Origin of the sequence: Pseudomonas wadenswilerensis, assembly GCF_900497695.1 — a bacterium.
Classification (GTDB): Bacteria; Pseudomonadota; Gammaproteobacteria; order Pseudomonadales; family Pseudomonadaceae; genus Aquipseudomonas; species Aquipseudomonas wadenswilerensis.
The window spans coordinates 421,195-436,045 of the sequence record NZ_UIDD01000004.1 but is presented as its reverse complement, the minus strand read 5'-3'; the positions used below and the strand labels follow the sequence as shown (position 1 = coordinate 436,045).

10 protein-coding genes are annotated in these 14,851 nt (G+C 62.1%); 6 read left to right on the top strand and 4 right to left on the bottom strand.

Features of this window, described 5'->3' with window-relative positions; all coding sequences use genetic code 11:
• Positions 1-26: 26 nt before the first annotated feature.
• The 3 genes from aauS to CCOS864_RS06725 are packed head-to-tail and all read left to right on the top strand — an operon-like array spanning position 27 to position 3,616.
• Entirely contained in the window at positions 27-1,934 is a 1,908-nt protein-coding gene (gene aauS, locus CCOS864_RS06735) for a two-component sensor histidine kinase AauS (protein WP_115085608.1), read from the top strand.
• Positions 1,931-3,256 carry a two-component response regulator AauR gene (aauR, locus tag CCOS864_RS06730; RefSeq protein WP_115085607.1) on the top strand — a complete coding sequence of 442 codons (1,326 nt, stop codon included), beginning with the start codon at positions 1,931-1,933 and terminating at the stop codon, positions 3,254-3,256. Before aauS ends, aauR begins: the two co-directional genes overlap by 4 nt.
• 33 nt (positions 3,257-3,289) lie before the next feature.
• A complete protein-coding gene (locus CCOS864_RS06725) occupies positions 3,290-3,616 on the top strand; it encodes a GlpM family protein (protein WP_162195932.1) in 327 nt (108 codons plus the stop codon).
• A 96-nt stretch (positions 3,617-3,712) separates the two neighbouring features.
• Here the strand turns inward: CCOS864_RS06725 and CCOS864_RS06720 are convergent, their stop codons facing one another.
• Positions 3,713-4,705: an alpha/beta fold hydrolase gene (locus CCOS864_RS06720; protein WP_115085606.1), complete on the bottom strand. Its 993-nt coding sequence runs from the start codon at positions 4,703-4,705 to the stop codon at positions 3,713-3,715.
• On the opposite strand from CCOS864_RS06720, the gene CCOS864_RS28010 reads away from it, so the two are divergent.
• Entirely contained in the window at positions 4,704-4,910 is a 207-nt protein-coding gene (locus tag CCOS864_RS28010; protein ID WP_148708518.1) for a hypothetical protein, read from the top strand. The two genes, CCOS864_RS06720 and CCOS864_RS28010, sit on opposite strands and share 2 nt — an antisense overlap.
• Entirely contained in the window at positions 4,903-10,311 is a 5,409-nt protein-coding gene (locus tag CCOS864_RS06715) for a dermonecrotic toxin domain-containing protein (protein WP_148708517.1), read from the top strand. The genes CCOS864_RS28010 and CCOS864_RS06715 overlap by 8 nt, the downstream gene beginning before the upstream one ends.
• Before the next feature lie 49 nt (positions 10,312-10,360).
• Here CCOS864_RS06715 and metE read toward each other — a convergent pair whose 3' ends face one another.
• A complete protein-coding gene (gene metE, locus CCOS864_RS06710) occupies positions 10,361-12,670 on the bottom strand; it encodes a 5-methyltetrahydropteroyltriglutamate--homocysteine S-methyltransferase (RefSeq protein WP_115085604.1) in 2,310 nt (769 codons plus the stop codon).
• A 110-nt stretch (positions 12,671-12,780) separates the two neighbouring features.
• Between metE and metR the strand changes: the two genes are divergently transcribed.
• Positions 12,781-13,698 carry a transcriptional regulator MetR gene (gene metR, locus CCOS864_RS06705; protein WP_045197692.1) on the top strand — a complete coding sequence of 306 codons (918 nt, stop codon included), beginning with the start codon at positions 12,781-12,783 and terminating at the stop codon, positions 13,696-13,698.
• Between the two features lie 3 nt (positions 13,699-13,701).
• On the opposite strand, the gene CCOS864_RS06700 is transcribed toward metR, so the two are convergent.
• Positions 13,702-14,340: a LysE family translocator gene (locus CCOS864_RS06700; protein WP_115085603.1), complete on the bottom strand. Its 639-nt coding sequence runs from the start codon at positions 14,338-14,340 to the stop codon at positions 13,702-13,704.
• A 22-nt stretch (positions 14,341-14,362) separates the two neighbouring features.
• Positions 14,363-14,776 (bottom strand): NUDIX hydrolase, encoded by a 414-nt coding sequence (locus CCOS864_RS06695; RefSeq protein ID WP_115085602.1) that lies wholly within the window; start codon positions 14,774-14,776, stop codon positions 14,363-14,365.
• Positions 14,777-14,851 lie beyond the last annotated feature (75 nt).

Sequence of the window (14,851 nt, the reverse complement as noted above, 5' to 3'; positions counted from 1 at the left end):
GCGCTGTTAGTTACCGGGCTACTGTGATGAAATGCGACCCTACGCTCTTTCGCCCTGCCAAGCCTGCCCTTGCCGTGAAACCCCGTCTGATCCGCCAACTGCTGTTACCGCCACTGATCATCCTGCTGATGATCGGTCTGGGCGTGGCCGGTTTCATGATCAGCGAACACAACGGCATCCGCACCTTGAGCGAAAACGGCGAGCGCCAGCTCGAGCTGCACGCGCGCGCGGTCGAGAGCGAGATCAGCAAGTACACCTACCTGCCGAGCCTGCTGGAGCTTGAAAACAACGTTTCCAACCTGCTCACCGAAGCCGATGGCGAACACCGCCAGGCGGTCAACGAATACCTTGAAGGCCTGAACCGCCGCAGCCGTAGCCGGGCGATCTTCGTCCTCGACACCACCGGCCGGGTCCAGGCCACCAGCAACTGGCGCGATGTCGACAGTTTCCTCGGTGAAGACCTGTCGTTCCGCGCCTATTTCCAGGACGCCGTGCGTGGCCAGCCAGGGCGCTTCTACGGCATCGGCAGCACCACCGGCGAGCCGGGTTATTTCCTTGCCCACGGCCTCGAAGAACACGGCAAGATCATTGGTGTAGCGGTGATCAAGGTGCGCCTGGAGGCCATGGAAGAACGCTGGCAACGGGCACGCCTTGAAGCTTTTGTCAGCGACGAGAACGGCATCATCATCCTCTCCAGCGACCCGGCGCGGCGGCTCAAGTCGGTGCGCCCGCTGACCCCGGAAATCAAGGAGCGCCTGGCGCGCAGCCTGCAGTATTACTGGTGGCCGCTGAATGAACTGGAACCGCTGTCGCGAGAGAAAATCGCCGACGGTGTCGAGAAGCTGAGCTTCCCGGCCAATGCCGAACTCGGCGACGGCCGCCGCGAAGTGGCTTATCTCGCGCAAACCCGGCGCCTGAGCGATACGCCCTGGCACTTCACCCTGCTCACGCCCTTGCAGGACCTGCGCCGCGAATCCATGGTCCAGGGCATCCTGGTCGGCGTCGCCTTTGCCTTGCTGGCCATCCTGCTGATTGCCTGGAACGAACGGCGCAAGGTGATTGCCACCCGCCTGGCCGCTCGTGAAGCGCTGGAAGAAGCCAACAGTCAACTGGAACGCAAGATCGCCGAACGCACTGCCGACCTGCGCGCCAGCAACGAACGCCTCAAGGGCCAGATCCGCGAACGCCGGCATGCCGAACAGACTTTGCGCCACGCCCAGGATGAACTGGTCCAGGCCGGCAAGTTGGCAGCCATCGGCCAGATGTCGACCAGCATCGCCCATGAACTGAACCAGCCGCTGGCCGCCCTGCGCACCTTGTCAGGCAACAGCGTGCGCTTCCTCGAACGCGGCGCGCTGGAAACCGTCAGCACCAACCTGCGCACCATGAACGACCTGATCGACCGCATGGGCCGTATCACTGCCAGCCTGCGCTCCTTCGCCCGCCGCGGTGAAGACAGCGGCAAGGCCTCGCTGAGCAAGGCCGTCGAGGCCAGCCTGCAGGTGCTGGGCAACCGCATCGCCGGCTGCCATTTGCAGCTGCACAGCAACTACGAAGACCAGAAGCTGGCTATCGACCAGACCCGCCTGGAGCAGATCCTGGTCAACCTGATCGGCAACGCCCTCGATGCCATGGCCGCGCAACCCATGCCGCAACTGTGGCTGGAAGGCGAGCTGCTGGGCGACAAATACCGCCTGCGGGTGCGCGACAACGGTCACGGCATCGATGACGAAACGCGCAAGCACCTGTTCGAACCGTTTTTCACCACCAAACCGGGAGAGCACGGCCTGGGCCTGGGCCTGACCCTGTCTGCCAGCCTCGCCGCCGCCGCCAAGGGCAGCCTCAGCGTCGAACATCCCGCCACTGGCGGTACCGCGTTCGTGCTTAGCCTGCCGCTGGTCAATGCCCCCACAGAATCAGCCGAGTCCCTATGAACCAAGCGCCCCTTACCGTCCTGATTGTCGAAGACGACCCGCATGTGCTGCTCGGCTGCCAGCAGGCGCTGGCGCTGGAAGACATCGCCTGCGAAGGCGTCGGCAGCGCCGAAGAAGCCCTGCAGCGCATCGGCGATGACTTTGCCGGCATCGTTGTCAGCGATATCCGCCTGCCCGGCATCGATGGCCTGGAACTGCTCAGCCGCTTGAAAGCCCGCGACCGCAGCCTGCCGGTGGTGCTGATCACCGGCCACGGCGACATCGACATGGCGGTCGGTGCCATGCGTAACGGCGCTTACGACTTCATGGAAAAGCCCTTCGCCCCGGAACGCCTGGTCGAAGTGGTGCGTCGTGCCCTGGAACAACGCGGCCTGTCCCGCGAAGTGTTCGCCCTGCGCCGCCAACTGGCCGGGCAAAGCACCCTTGAAGGGCGCATCATCGGCCGTTCGCCGGCCATGCAGAACCTGCGCGAACTGATCGCCAACGTCGCCGATACCTCGGCTAACGTGCTGATCGAAGGCGAGACCGGCACCGGCAAGGAACTGGTCGCCCGCTGCCTGCACGATTTCAGCCGCCGCCAGGGCGCGCCGTTCGTGGCGCTCAACTGCGGCGGCCTGCCGGAGAACCTGTTCGAGAGCGAAATCTTCGGCCACGAGGCCAACGCCTTTACCGGCGCCGGTAAACGGCGGATCGGCAAGATCGAGCACGCCAACGGCGGCACGTTGTTCCTCGACGAAGTCGAAAGCATGCCACTCAACCTGCAGATCAAGCTGTTGCGTGTATTGCAGGAGCGCACCCTGGAGCGCCTGGGCTCGAACCAGAGCATTGCCGTGGATTGCCGGGTGATCGCCGCGACCAAGTCCGACCTCGACGCCCTGGGCCAGAGCGGGCAGTTCCGTAGCGACCTGTACTACCGGCTGAACGTGGTGACCCTGGAGCTGCCGCCACTGCGCGAGCGCCGTGAAGACATCCTGCAACTGTTCGAACACTTCCTGCAGCAGTCGTCCCTGCGCTTCGACCGGGAAACCCCGCAACTGGACAGCCAGACCCTGTCGCGGCTGATGGCCCACGACTGGCCGGGCAACGTGCGCGAACTGCGTAACGTCGCCGAGCGCTACGCCCTGGGCCTGCCCGCATTCAAGAAGGCCGGGGCCAGTGCCAACCAGGGCCTGGGCTTTGCCGAGGCGGTCGAGGCCTTCGAACGCAATCTGCTCAGCGATGCCTTGCAGCGCACCGGCGGCAACCTCAGCCAGGCGAGCCAGGAGCTGGGCATGGCCAAGACCACGCTGTTCGACAAAGTGAAAAAATATGGCCTGGGCTAACCGGCCGGTGAAACGGGACAAGACGTGGACCTGATACTCAAAGCCTGCCTGGGCGCTGCCGTAGTGGTGATCCTTGCCGCCCTGGCGAAGACCCGCAACTACTATATTGCCGGCCTGGTGCCGCTGTTCCCGACCTTCGCCCTGATCGCCCACTACATCGTCGGCAAGGGCCGCTCGCTGGATGACCTGAAGACCACCATCCTGTTCGGCATGTGGTCGATCATCCCCTACTTCGTCTACCTGGCGGCGCTGTACCTGCTGGTCGATCGCCTGCGCCTGGAGGCTTCGCTGGCCCTGGCGGCGGTGGCCTGGCTGGTGGCGGCGACGGTGCTGGTGAGTGTCTGGGTCAGGCTGCATTAAAGCTCTTGGGGGCTACTTCGTAGCCCATCGCCGGCAAGACCGGCTCCCACAAAATCCGGTGCATGCAGATCCTGTAGGAGCGGGCTTGCCCCGCGATCAGTACACCGCCAGATGGGTATCGGCCAGCCGTTGCGTCTTCAGATAGGGCAGCACCGCACCCAGCAACGGCCCCTTGAACTGCTCCTGAAAACGATGGGCCAGGCCCGGAATCAGCCGTAACTGGCTGCCCTTGATGTGCGCAGCCAGGTGCACACCGTGCATCACCGGCAGCAGCGGGTCGGCGGTGCCGTGCACGACCAGGGTCGGCAGGCGCAGGGTGTTGAGCATCTCGACCCGGCTCTGTTCGGCCAGGATCGCCATGATCTGGCGCTTGACCCCTTCGGGATTGAAGGCGCGGTCATAGGCAAGCGCCGCCTGCTCGAGCAGCGCCTGGCGGTCATCCTCGACCTCGGGGCTACCCAGGGCCGCCAGCAGGTCGGCCTGCTGCTCAAGCGCCACCTCGCGATTCGGCGCACCACGCCGGGCCAGCAACTGCACCAGCGCCGGGTTCGGTGCCGGCAAGCCCTGGGCACCGGAACTCGACATGATCAGGGTCAGGCTCTCGACCCGCTCCGGCGCCTGCGCCGCCAGGTGCTGGGCGATCATCCCGCCCATGCTCACGCCCATGACATGAAAGCGCCGCACCTGCAGGGCATCCATCAGCCCCAGGCCGTCTTCGGCCATATCGCTCAGGGTGTAAGGCGCGGCCACCGGCAGGCCGAGCTTGTAGCGCAGCAGCTCGAAGGTCAGGTTGGCGCCGTTGGGGGCCTGGTTCCAGCTGGACAGGCCGACATCGCGATTGTCGTAGCGGATCACCCGAAAGCCCTGCTGACAGAGGGCGACCACCACTTCATCGGGCCAGTGGATCAGTTGCCCGCCCAGGCCCATGACCAGCAGCAAAGCCGGGTCCGAATCGCGGCCGATACTCTGATACGCCAGGCTGACCTGCGAAAGCTCGACCCGTTCGGTCGGCACGCTGACGTCGCAACGCGACGCCGCAAAAGAAGGAACGGCGCACATCAGCGCCAGAAAAAAAGCAAAAGCCCGCATGAGCGAAACACCAGAATGCAAATCCCCAGTAGAGCGCGAGTCTGATGAACTTCGTTCAAGCGCGCTGCCACAGTTGCGTGACAATTTGATGAATGGCGCCCAACGGTATTCAGCAATATGTACCGCAGCGAGCAGCCCGGTTTTCCGCCAAATGCGAGACGCCATTACCGGCGTCATCCCGATCCTGGAAAACCATCATGAGTGAACAGCCTGAAACACTGCCGAGCCTGCCCCTGTCTGCCGTCCACTTCCTTAGCGACCAGGCATCTGCCCACGCCATACCCCGCTCCGTACTCAGACGCTGGGAGGATCACCTGCAAACCTTCCACGCACTGCTTTCCCAGGCGCCTAGCGTCTACCAGACATTACTTGAGTCGTTGCGCACGCAGCTGGGCAGCGACCCGATCAGCACCGCCCTGCGCTTTCAGGTGGGCTCCGTGCACACCACGGATGTCAGCTTGGTGGCGCTTGCCGTGCATGCTCGCCATCACCCTGCCGCCCCTGCCAACCTGGACAGCACCGCGATAGTCGTGGACCTGGCCGGCCAGAGCCCGCTGCTGAACATGACCCCCAGCCAGTTGCTGGCCCACGTCGCCAGACTGGACCTGGTAGGTGACCTGCGCCTGCAATGGAACAGCTATTGGCAAGCAAGGGCCAAGGGTACGCCAACCAGCCGACATACCCACGCCCTGAACCAGTACCTTGGGCTTCTCCGGGCAAGCTGGGAGGCGGCGGTGGCAGTTGGCGAGTTCGATGACCAGCAGCAACGCCCGGTTACTGGCCTATTGAACAATCCCGAATGGATGCGCGTGGGCAACCAGCGTCTACATCTGGAGACTCCCCTGATCTCAGGGAAGGCTGTACCCGGTGCCCTGGTGTTCAGTGTCGAGGATGAGCCTGCGCTGATGTTTTACCAACCTGGTCGCAAGCCAGCGTTCAGCGTCCATGCCACTCGTCAGGCCCTGACTACCGCCTTGATGGAGCAGGCCAGCGCCATGTCGGAAAGCATCGGATTTCAAAGTCACGACACCCTTTCGGCCGGTTTCACCACACTGTTCGATAGCCTTCTCGATGCACGGCTCAAGGCCCTGGAACACGACCCCGGCGCCGATATCCAGCAATACGGCGAACTTGCACTGTCCTTGATTCATTGGGTCGACAGCAGGCAACGCAGCCCCGACGTATTCCAGGCTCCGCCGCTGCTCATGGAAGAGGACCACGACGAGGTACCCCAGCTCTCGTTCTACGACTTCGGCAACCTGGGAATCGAAGCCCCGTACCTGGTACGCCTGGAGCAAATCATCCGGCAGAGAAATCTGTTGGACAGCACTACGCAAGAAGACCTGCAATTCCTGAGCGGTCAGCGCCGGGCCTTGCTCGATGCCTGCGATATTGCTGAAAAGGCCATTGAGCAGTTGCTGTCCACTGACGAATGGCGCTCGGCGCAAACGGCTACTGTCCCCAGCGATCTGCTCACGGCTCATCATCAAGGCCTGCGCGCTCATGCTCGCTTGCAGAACACGCTGGGGCAGATCAATGACGAAGAGCTCAGATGGATCGAAAGCCTGCTCGACCAGCCCGACAGCTTTCCCGGCATGGGCTCTAGCATCATCGCAGCCCATCCGCAATTGAACACCACGACCGTACACGACGACACCGAAACGACCACCAGCACTGTTGTCCATGACTGCCTGATCGTCACCCTACAAAATGAGGACGCGCCGCACAGCCTCCTGCTGTACTGGCCAGGTGAGTCGGGCGGGCTCATACGTTGCGCCAACCAGGAGGAACTGGAGCGATGCTTCGGCCTCACAGATACAGATGGGCTGTCTTTGCAACTCACCCACGTCACTGGCGATGTGCTGGAGAAGGTCCTCGATTACCACCTGAGCCGCAGCAAAATCGCATCGCAATCAAGCCCGTCGGACGATTCGCACGCACGCATTCGCACATCTCTCGCACAGTCCTTGCAAATTCCTCGTCATGCCGCCCGTGAGTTTGCCTTCAGCCAGTTGCAAGCGGAGCAGGCCAGCGCCACCTTGAGCGAAACCTCCGTTCCCTGGCTGGCCAATCTGACGGCAACTGATCGTCAGACGCTGAGGTCCAGCACCCTGGCCTACATCGACGCCATGCGTCGATCCCAGGCATTGATTTCCCGCGACCTGCCCAACCTGTCGCTGTTTTGCCGTCAACACATCAACCAACGTCTGCAACAGGATTTCCCTGACTTCGACGGCAGTTCCCTCTCCGTCGACCTGCCCAAGAGCACCTCACTTGGCAATGATCCGGTTGCCGGCAGCGGTGCCCCTGGCGTACCGGTCAAACAGGTGCCGGTGGCCAGTGACGCGCGGGAAACCCTGAGCCTGGAGACCCTGCTGCTGGAGAACATCGACGCAGAGATGAAAAGCCGCCTGGGCTTCATGAAGTTACAGACAACGACCTCCGATTCAACCCTTGAACAGGCGCTGCGAAGCGGTTTCGATGCCGACTACCTGATCAAGCTGGCCAAGGATATCGATCTGGCGCAAAAACGCGAAGACATGATTCTGGCCGCCTATCGCGGCACCGAAGAAGGCTACTTTGCCCGCCAGTTTCGCCGTGAATGCCTGGGCGAACCCTTGCGCCTGATGCTCAAGATGCATAGCGTCCAGGCCAGGACAACAGGTGATATGAACGCCGGGGGGCAGGCCATTCTCGATATCGCCATCGATGCCGACAGCACGGAGGCTTATCGGGCCAATGGACACGATATTCGCCTGATCCCCGCCAGGCTTACCGCTGGAGGTGAAGACACCGAAAGTTACGGCGTTACCCTTTCCGGTGTGACCTTCATCACTGACCAGAAAAGCGGCAATACCTTGCTTTACTGCCCTGACCATCCGAAAAAACACCTGCGCCAATACTCCAGCCTCGAAGCGGCGCGCCTGGGTTTGTACGAGTTGAGCAAACAGAGCGGTGAAATCGACTATATGGCCGGTCGTGCCTTGCTGGGCGACCCGGACTCACACCGCTCACGCATGCGTCTGGCCATCGAGCATCGTTTCGACGGCATCATCGGCCTGGGCTCAGCCTGGCCGCGGACCACCTCGCTGGCCCAGCACCTGCTTGACGCCCAAGGCGGTCGGGTTCTGGAGGCGCATCGGGCGACCTCGCGCTCGAACCAGCAGTTATGGCTGGAGAACTTCGCCTACCAGAGCGGCATGATCTTCAACTACATCAAGATGGCGCTAGGCTTCGTTCCAGTGATCGGCCTCGCTGTCGGCGCTTACGACTATTACAAGGCCAGCGCCAACGCTGCCGCTGCATTGGTGCGCGGTGAGGTGGGCAAAGCACTGGACGAGTTGGAACAAGCACTGCTGTCGTTCATTGATGGTGCCATGGATGTGCTCCCTAGCGTAGTCGCCAAGTCCAGCATCGCACGCAGGCTCACCCGCCAACGTCAGTTGCGCCAGCTGCTCAAGGGCCCCGGTACCGGCTTTCGCCCCGGCGCCCCCAGCGCCCAGAAGCGCCTGGAAGCTTTCGAAGGGTACGAGTATCACCAACCGCTATCGTTGATGGGCATACAACCTGGCCTGGAAGGCAAATACCGCGGCATCTACCAACACGCCGATGGCGATTTCATTCTGGTCGAAGACCGTCCTTGCCAGGTTGAATGGCTCGAAACGGAACACACCTGGCGCCTGCGCGGCAACGCGCACAAGACCTGGAGAAAGAACATCGCCCTGGATGAGAACGGCCAGTGGAATACCCATTTCGCGCTGTACGGTGTGCATCTGCACGGTGGTGGTTCGGGTGGTGGCCAGGTAGTCGGACGCCTGGCCGACCTCGCTGATCCTTTGTGGCCTGCCCCTATACGTGATCGGCTGCCCCGCTGGTGGACTGATGCCACCCATCGTCGTCGCTTGGCTCTGAAGGAAAACACTGAACGCACCTACAGCAAGCTGGCTGATCAGTATGACCCCAATGACCAACTGAAAAACAACGGTTCTTCCGACCCCATCGAACTCGCGCGCATCGACCGGGCTTGCGCAGACGAAATCGCCGAAGCCAAAGCCGTGTTCAAGACGCTGGAGGAATACCGCCCCTTGCTCTCCGGTAACAACCTGGCCGACAACAGCCGATTCAAGAACAGTGCTGTAACCATCATCGTCCATCGCTCGTTCAATCGGGTTAGCCACGCCAGGAAGCTCGCCAAGACGGTGCAAAACAGCATCGGCCACTCAGGAACCACCCTACTGACCCAGGCACAATTTGATCAATACATCCAACAAATCAAGAAGTTCATCGAAACCCTGGATCACATCGAGAACCTGGAAAAAGACATCAGGACCTGGCTTGCGCGTACGACGAATAAACAGACGATTACTGCTGTGAATGCCGACTTACCCAAGATACTCAACGTCAATCATTTCACCACAAAAACCAGCGAACTTGCCCAGCTCGTACATATTGCCCGCCCAACAAACGACCTGGCCTGGCAGTATTTCAATGACAGCATCAAGCAGGCGGTAAAACGATTTGAGCACGCCTTGAGCAATCATCATAACGTGCACAAAATCAGCCTTGCGAGTGAGCGCAAGACACTCTTGAGAGACTGTGTCGTGGTCTATCAGCAGCACATTTCAAATCTCAGGCTGTGGTCGGTCAACTACCCGCAGTATTTTGATTCAACCTTTATTGCGCCAATCGGCGAGGCCATGGAGCAACTGACCCGGTTGGCCAACAAGGAATTGGGCACAGCGGGTGCAGCCGGTGCAAGCCAGACAGTAAAGCCCAAACCTGCGGCCCCAGGGCAGCCGCCCTCTCGTGTATTTGAAACGGAAGATGAGTATTTTCTGATCGGCTCCGAATCCGTTGCCTCAGGCGCTCAGCCGCACCGATTCAGCGTCACTGGCCCCGGAGGGCTCACGGAAACCTATGTGCAAGGCCCTCGGGGTAAATGGCAATTGGAGTCGCCACGGCCCCCCGCTGCCGGGACACGATTCAGCCTGCAACAGCTGATGACTGAAGCAAAACAGCGGCTGGGCAACATCGAACAGGATGCCACTCGCATTCGCGCCTACATAAAACCTGACTCAATTCCCGCAGAGTTGGAAGACTTGATGAACGAGTTGGCCGAACAATTGAGATCCCGTGCTCAAAAAATTCATCAACTCGACGACAAACAGCCACTCATTGCCAGCCTAAGAAGCAAAGCGGCGCAGCTTGCCGAACAAGGCAAGCAGCTGCGAATCACGCAGGCATTGGCCAGCCAGAAACCCAATGCCGGCCATCTGGATTACCTGGTTGCACAGCAGGCAGTCGACATTATAAAAAAGGAAGGGCTTATCGAACTTGCCCGAAGCCCAGAGGGGCGCCGCGACTTCATGCAGGAATACGAAGTTCGCGACTTGACGCAAACACCACCATGGCCCCTGTGGTATGCGCACTTCCATTACAACGCACAGTCAGCAGCGTTCAGCGACTTTGTCAAAGCCCACCTCAAGTTGCGCGACTACCGCTATCTGGGGTCAAAATGGCAACAATCGCTGGGCGCTCAGGCTGAAACTATCTGGCGCGGAGACATCAACCGAGAAATCGCTAGCAAGCATTTTCAATTGCTATGAGTTAATCCAGGCGCCAAGGGAACAGGCAAGCTGCTCCCTTGGCGTATTCTCACGCCAGCTCGCTACGCAATTGCCGCGCCGCCGCCACCATGTTCACCAGCGCAGCTTCCGTCTCCGGCCAGGCGCGGGTCTTCAGGCCGCAATCCGGGTTGACCCACAGGCGCTCGGCCGGGATACGCTTGACCGCCTTGCTCATCAGCTGGACCATCTCGGCAGTGTCCGGCACCCGTGGCGAGTGGATGTCATAGACGCCCGGGCCAATGTCGTTGGGGTAGTCGAAGGCTTCAAAGGCTTCCAGCAGTTCCATGTCCGAGCGCGAGGTCTCGATGGTGATGACGTCGGCGTCCATGGCGGCGATCGCTTCGATCACATCGTTGAACTCGCTGTAGCACATGTGGGTGTGGATCTGGGTTTCATCGCGCACACCGCTGGAGCACAGGCGGAACGCTTCCACCGCCCAGTCCAGGTACGCCTGCCACTGCGCACGGCGCAGCGGCAGGCCTTCACGGAATGCGGCTTCGTCGATCTGCACGATCTTGATGCCAGCGGCTTCCAGGTCCTGCACTTCGTCACGGATGGCCAGGGCCAGTTGTTCGGCCTGAACCTTGCGCGACACGTCTTCACGCGGGAACGACCACATCAGCATGGTGACCGGGCCGGTCAGCATGCCTTTCATGACCTTGCTGGTCAGGCGCTGGGCGTATTCGATCCAGGCCACGGTCATGGCCTGCGGGCGGTTGAGGTCGCCATAGATGATCGCCGGTTTCACGCAACGCGAACCGTAGCTCTGGACCCAGCCGTAACGGGTGAAGGCGTAACCGTCCAGTTGCTCGGCAAAGTACTCGACCATGTCGTTGCGCTCGGCTTCACCGTGCACCAGCACATCCAGGCCCAGGCGCTCCTGCACCTGCACGGCATGGCGGATCTCGCTGTGCATGGCGTCGGTGTAGTCGTTGGCCGAGAGTTTGCCCTGCTTGTAGGCTTGACGCGCCAGGCGGATCGCCGAGGTCTGTGGGAAAGAACCGATGGTGGTGGTCGGGAACGCCGGCAGTTGCAGGCGCTGACGCTGGGCTTCGATACGCTGGGCGAAGGCCGACTGGCGCTGGCTGTCGGCAGCGGTCACGGCGGCCAGGCGGGCCTGAACCTGCGGCTTGTGAATGCGTGGTGATTCGGCACGGCGCTTCTGTACGGCGCGGCTGTTGCTCAGGGCGTTCTGCACGGCAGGCAAGTGCGGATTGTCCAGGGCCTTGGCCAGCACGGCGATTTCCTCGCACTTCTGCACGGCAAAGGCCAGCCAGCTTTTCAGTTCGGCATCGAGCTTGTCTTCCCGGCCGAGGTCCACCGGGCTGTGCAGCAGCGAACAGGAGCCGGCCACCCAGAGGTTGGCACCAAAGCGTTGCTGGGCTTGTTGCAGCTGCTCCAGCGCCTTGTCCAGGTCACAGCGCCAGACGTTGCGGCCGTTGACCACACCCAAGGACAGCACTTTATAGGTAGGCAGGCGATCGAGTACCGCCGGCAGTTGTTCCGGTGCGCGCACCAGGTCAATATGCAGGCCATCCACCGGCAGGCCGACGGCCAGGCCGAGGTTGTCCTCCAGGCCGCTGAAGTAGGTGGCGACCAGCTTCTTCAGGGGCGAGTACTGCAGGATGTGGTAAGCACGTTCGAAGGCGTTCTTCCATTCCTGCGGCAGGTCAAGGCCGAGGATCGGCTCGTCGATCTGCACCCACTCCACGCCCTGGCGCGACAGGCGGCTGAGGATTTCGCCGTACACCGGCAGCAGCCGCTCAAGCAGGTCGAGCTTGTCGAACTCGCCGCCCTTGGCCTTGCCCAGCCACAGGTAGGTCAGCGGGCCGATCAGCACCGGCTTGACCGCGTGGCCGAGGGCCTGGGCTTCGGCCACTTCATCGAACAGCTGTTCCCAACTGAGCAAAAAGCGCTGGTCGGCGCTGAATTCCGGGACCAGATAGTGATAGTTGGTGTCGAACCACTTGGTCAGCTCTTGCGCATATTGCGTCTGGCCGTGGCTACCGCCGCAGCAGGTGCTGGCGCCACGAGCCATGGCGAACAGGGTGTCGAGGGTCGGCAGGCCATTGTCGCCCCTGACCTGGGCGAAGCGCTCGGGGATCGCCCCGAAGGTCAGCGAGTGGGTCAGGACCTGGTCGTACCAGGCAAAATCGCCGACCGGCAGCAGTTCGATACCGGCGTCTTTCTGCAGCTGCCAGTGGCGGGCGCGCAGTTCGCGGCCAACAGCCTCGAGACCTGCCTGATCGAGATCGCCTTTCCAGTAGGCTTCTTGCGCTTTTTTCAGTTCGCGGTCAGCGCCGATGCGCGGGAAACCAAGGTTGTGGGCCAATGCCATGAGAAAACGTCCTCCCTGTAAAAGATGACGCTATTGTCGACAGCCAGACCAACATGAGACAAACTCAATAAATTCGTGTTCATCTCAAAGTTTACTCATGGAGCCCCTCGGTGCTGGAAATTCGTCACCTGAAAACCCTGCACGCCCTGCGCGAAGCCGACAGCCTGGTCGAGGCCGCCGAACGCCTGCACCTGACCCAGTCGGCGCTGTCCCATCAGTTCAAGGAGCTGGAAGAGCGCCTGGGCATGCCGCTGTTCATGCGCAAGACCAAGCCGCTGCGCTTCACCAGCGCCGGCCTGCGCCTGCTGCAGCTGGCCGATGCCACCCTGCCGCTGCTGCGCGGCGCCGAGCGCGACATCGCCCGCCTGGCCGGTGGCACCGCCGGGCGCCTGCACATGGCCATTGAATGCCACAGCTGCTTCCAGTGGCTGATGCCGACCATCGACCAGTTCCGCGATGCCTGGCCGGAGGTCGAGCTGGACCTGGCCTCGGGTTTTGCCTTCGCCCCGCTGCCAGCCCTGGCCCGTGGCGATCTGGACCTGGTGGTGACCTCCGACCCGCTGGAGCTCAGCGGCATTACCTACGTGCCGCTGTTCACCTACGAAGCCATGCTCGCCGTGGCCAACCAGCACCCGCTGGCGCACAAGCCGTACATGGTGCCGGAAGACCTGGCCACGGAAACCCTGATCACCTACCCGGTGGAGCGCGACCGCCTGGACATCTTCACCCGCTTCCTGGAGCCGGCCGACGTCGAGCCGGCGCAGGTGCGCACAGCCGAGCTGACGGTGATGATGATGCAACTGGTGGCCAGCGGCCGCGGGGTCTGCGGCATGCCGCACTGGGCCCTGCACGAGTACAGCTCGCGCGGTTACGTGAAGGCCAAGCGCCTGGGTGAGAAAGGCCTGTTTGCCACGCTGTACGCGGCGGTGCGCAGCGACATGCTCGATGCGCCATACATGCGCGACTTCCTGCTGACCGCCAAGGATACGTCCTTCTCCACCCTCGACGGCGTCAGCGCGGTACGTTGAGCCTTATACGGTCCGGCGCTGCTCCTGCACCAGGCGCAGCGCCAGGCCGGCCAGGACGAAGCCCATCACGTAGCGCTGCAGCATCAGCCACAGCGGGTAACGCACGAACCAACCGGCAATGCCGGCGGCGAACAGGGCAATCAGCAGGTTGACCGAGAAGCTCACGGCGATCTGGGTCAGGCCCAGGGCCAGGCTCTGCGCCAGCACCGAACCGTTTTCCGGCGAGATGAACTGTGGCAGCACCGAAAGGTAGAACACCGCCACCTTGGGGTTCAGCACGCTGGTCAGAAAGCCCATCAGCACCAGCTTGCGCGGGGAATCCGGGGCCAGTTCACGGGGCTCGAACGGCGAGCGGGCACCGGGCTTGACTGCCTGCCAGGCCAGCCACATCAAGTAGCCGGCACCGGCCCACTTGAGCAGGTCGTAGGCCAGCGGCACGGCCATGAACAAGGCGGTCAGGCCAATGGCTGCGGCGCTCATGTGCACCAGAAAGCCGCCCACCACGCCGAGCAACGAGGTTACCCCGGCCGTGCGGCCCTGGCAGATCGAACGGGAAATCAAATAAATCATGTTCGGCCCCGGGGTCAGGACCATCAGCAGCGCGGCGCCGATAAACAGCAGCCATTCATGGGTGGGGATCATCGGCATTCCTTTGCAAGTGAGATCAGGCAGGGGTTGTAGTTAACTGCCGGTACAGGGGCAGAATCAAGTCCCGTGTGAGCGGAGCCAGCTCAAGGGTCAGTTGCTTGCGTGCCGAGATCCACACCACTTCTTCGATTTCTGCGGCGGGCTCGACCGGCATGGCGGTGTGCACCTTGAAAATCTCGGCCTGGACTACAAAACCCGGCTCGTTGGCGGCCGGGGCACTGAACTGGCCCAGATACTCGGCGTCGTGCGGCTCGATCGCCAGGCCCAGTTCTTCGAACAGCTCGCGGGCCAGGGCATTGACCGGCTGCTCGTCGGCCTCGATCTTGCCGCCAGGCTGCATGAACGCCTGGGTACCGCGCTTGCGCACCAGCAGGGTACGGCCTTGCGGGTCAAGCAGGAGGGCAGCGGCGATGCGGATGGTTTTGCTCATGGGACGCTCGTGAACGGGAAAGCGCGCAAGGATCACATGTTGGCGGGGGCCTTTCAATGGTGGAGCGGGCTTGCC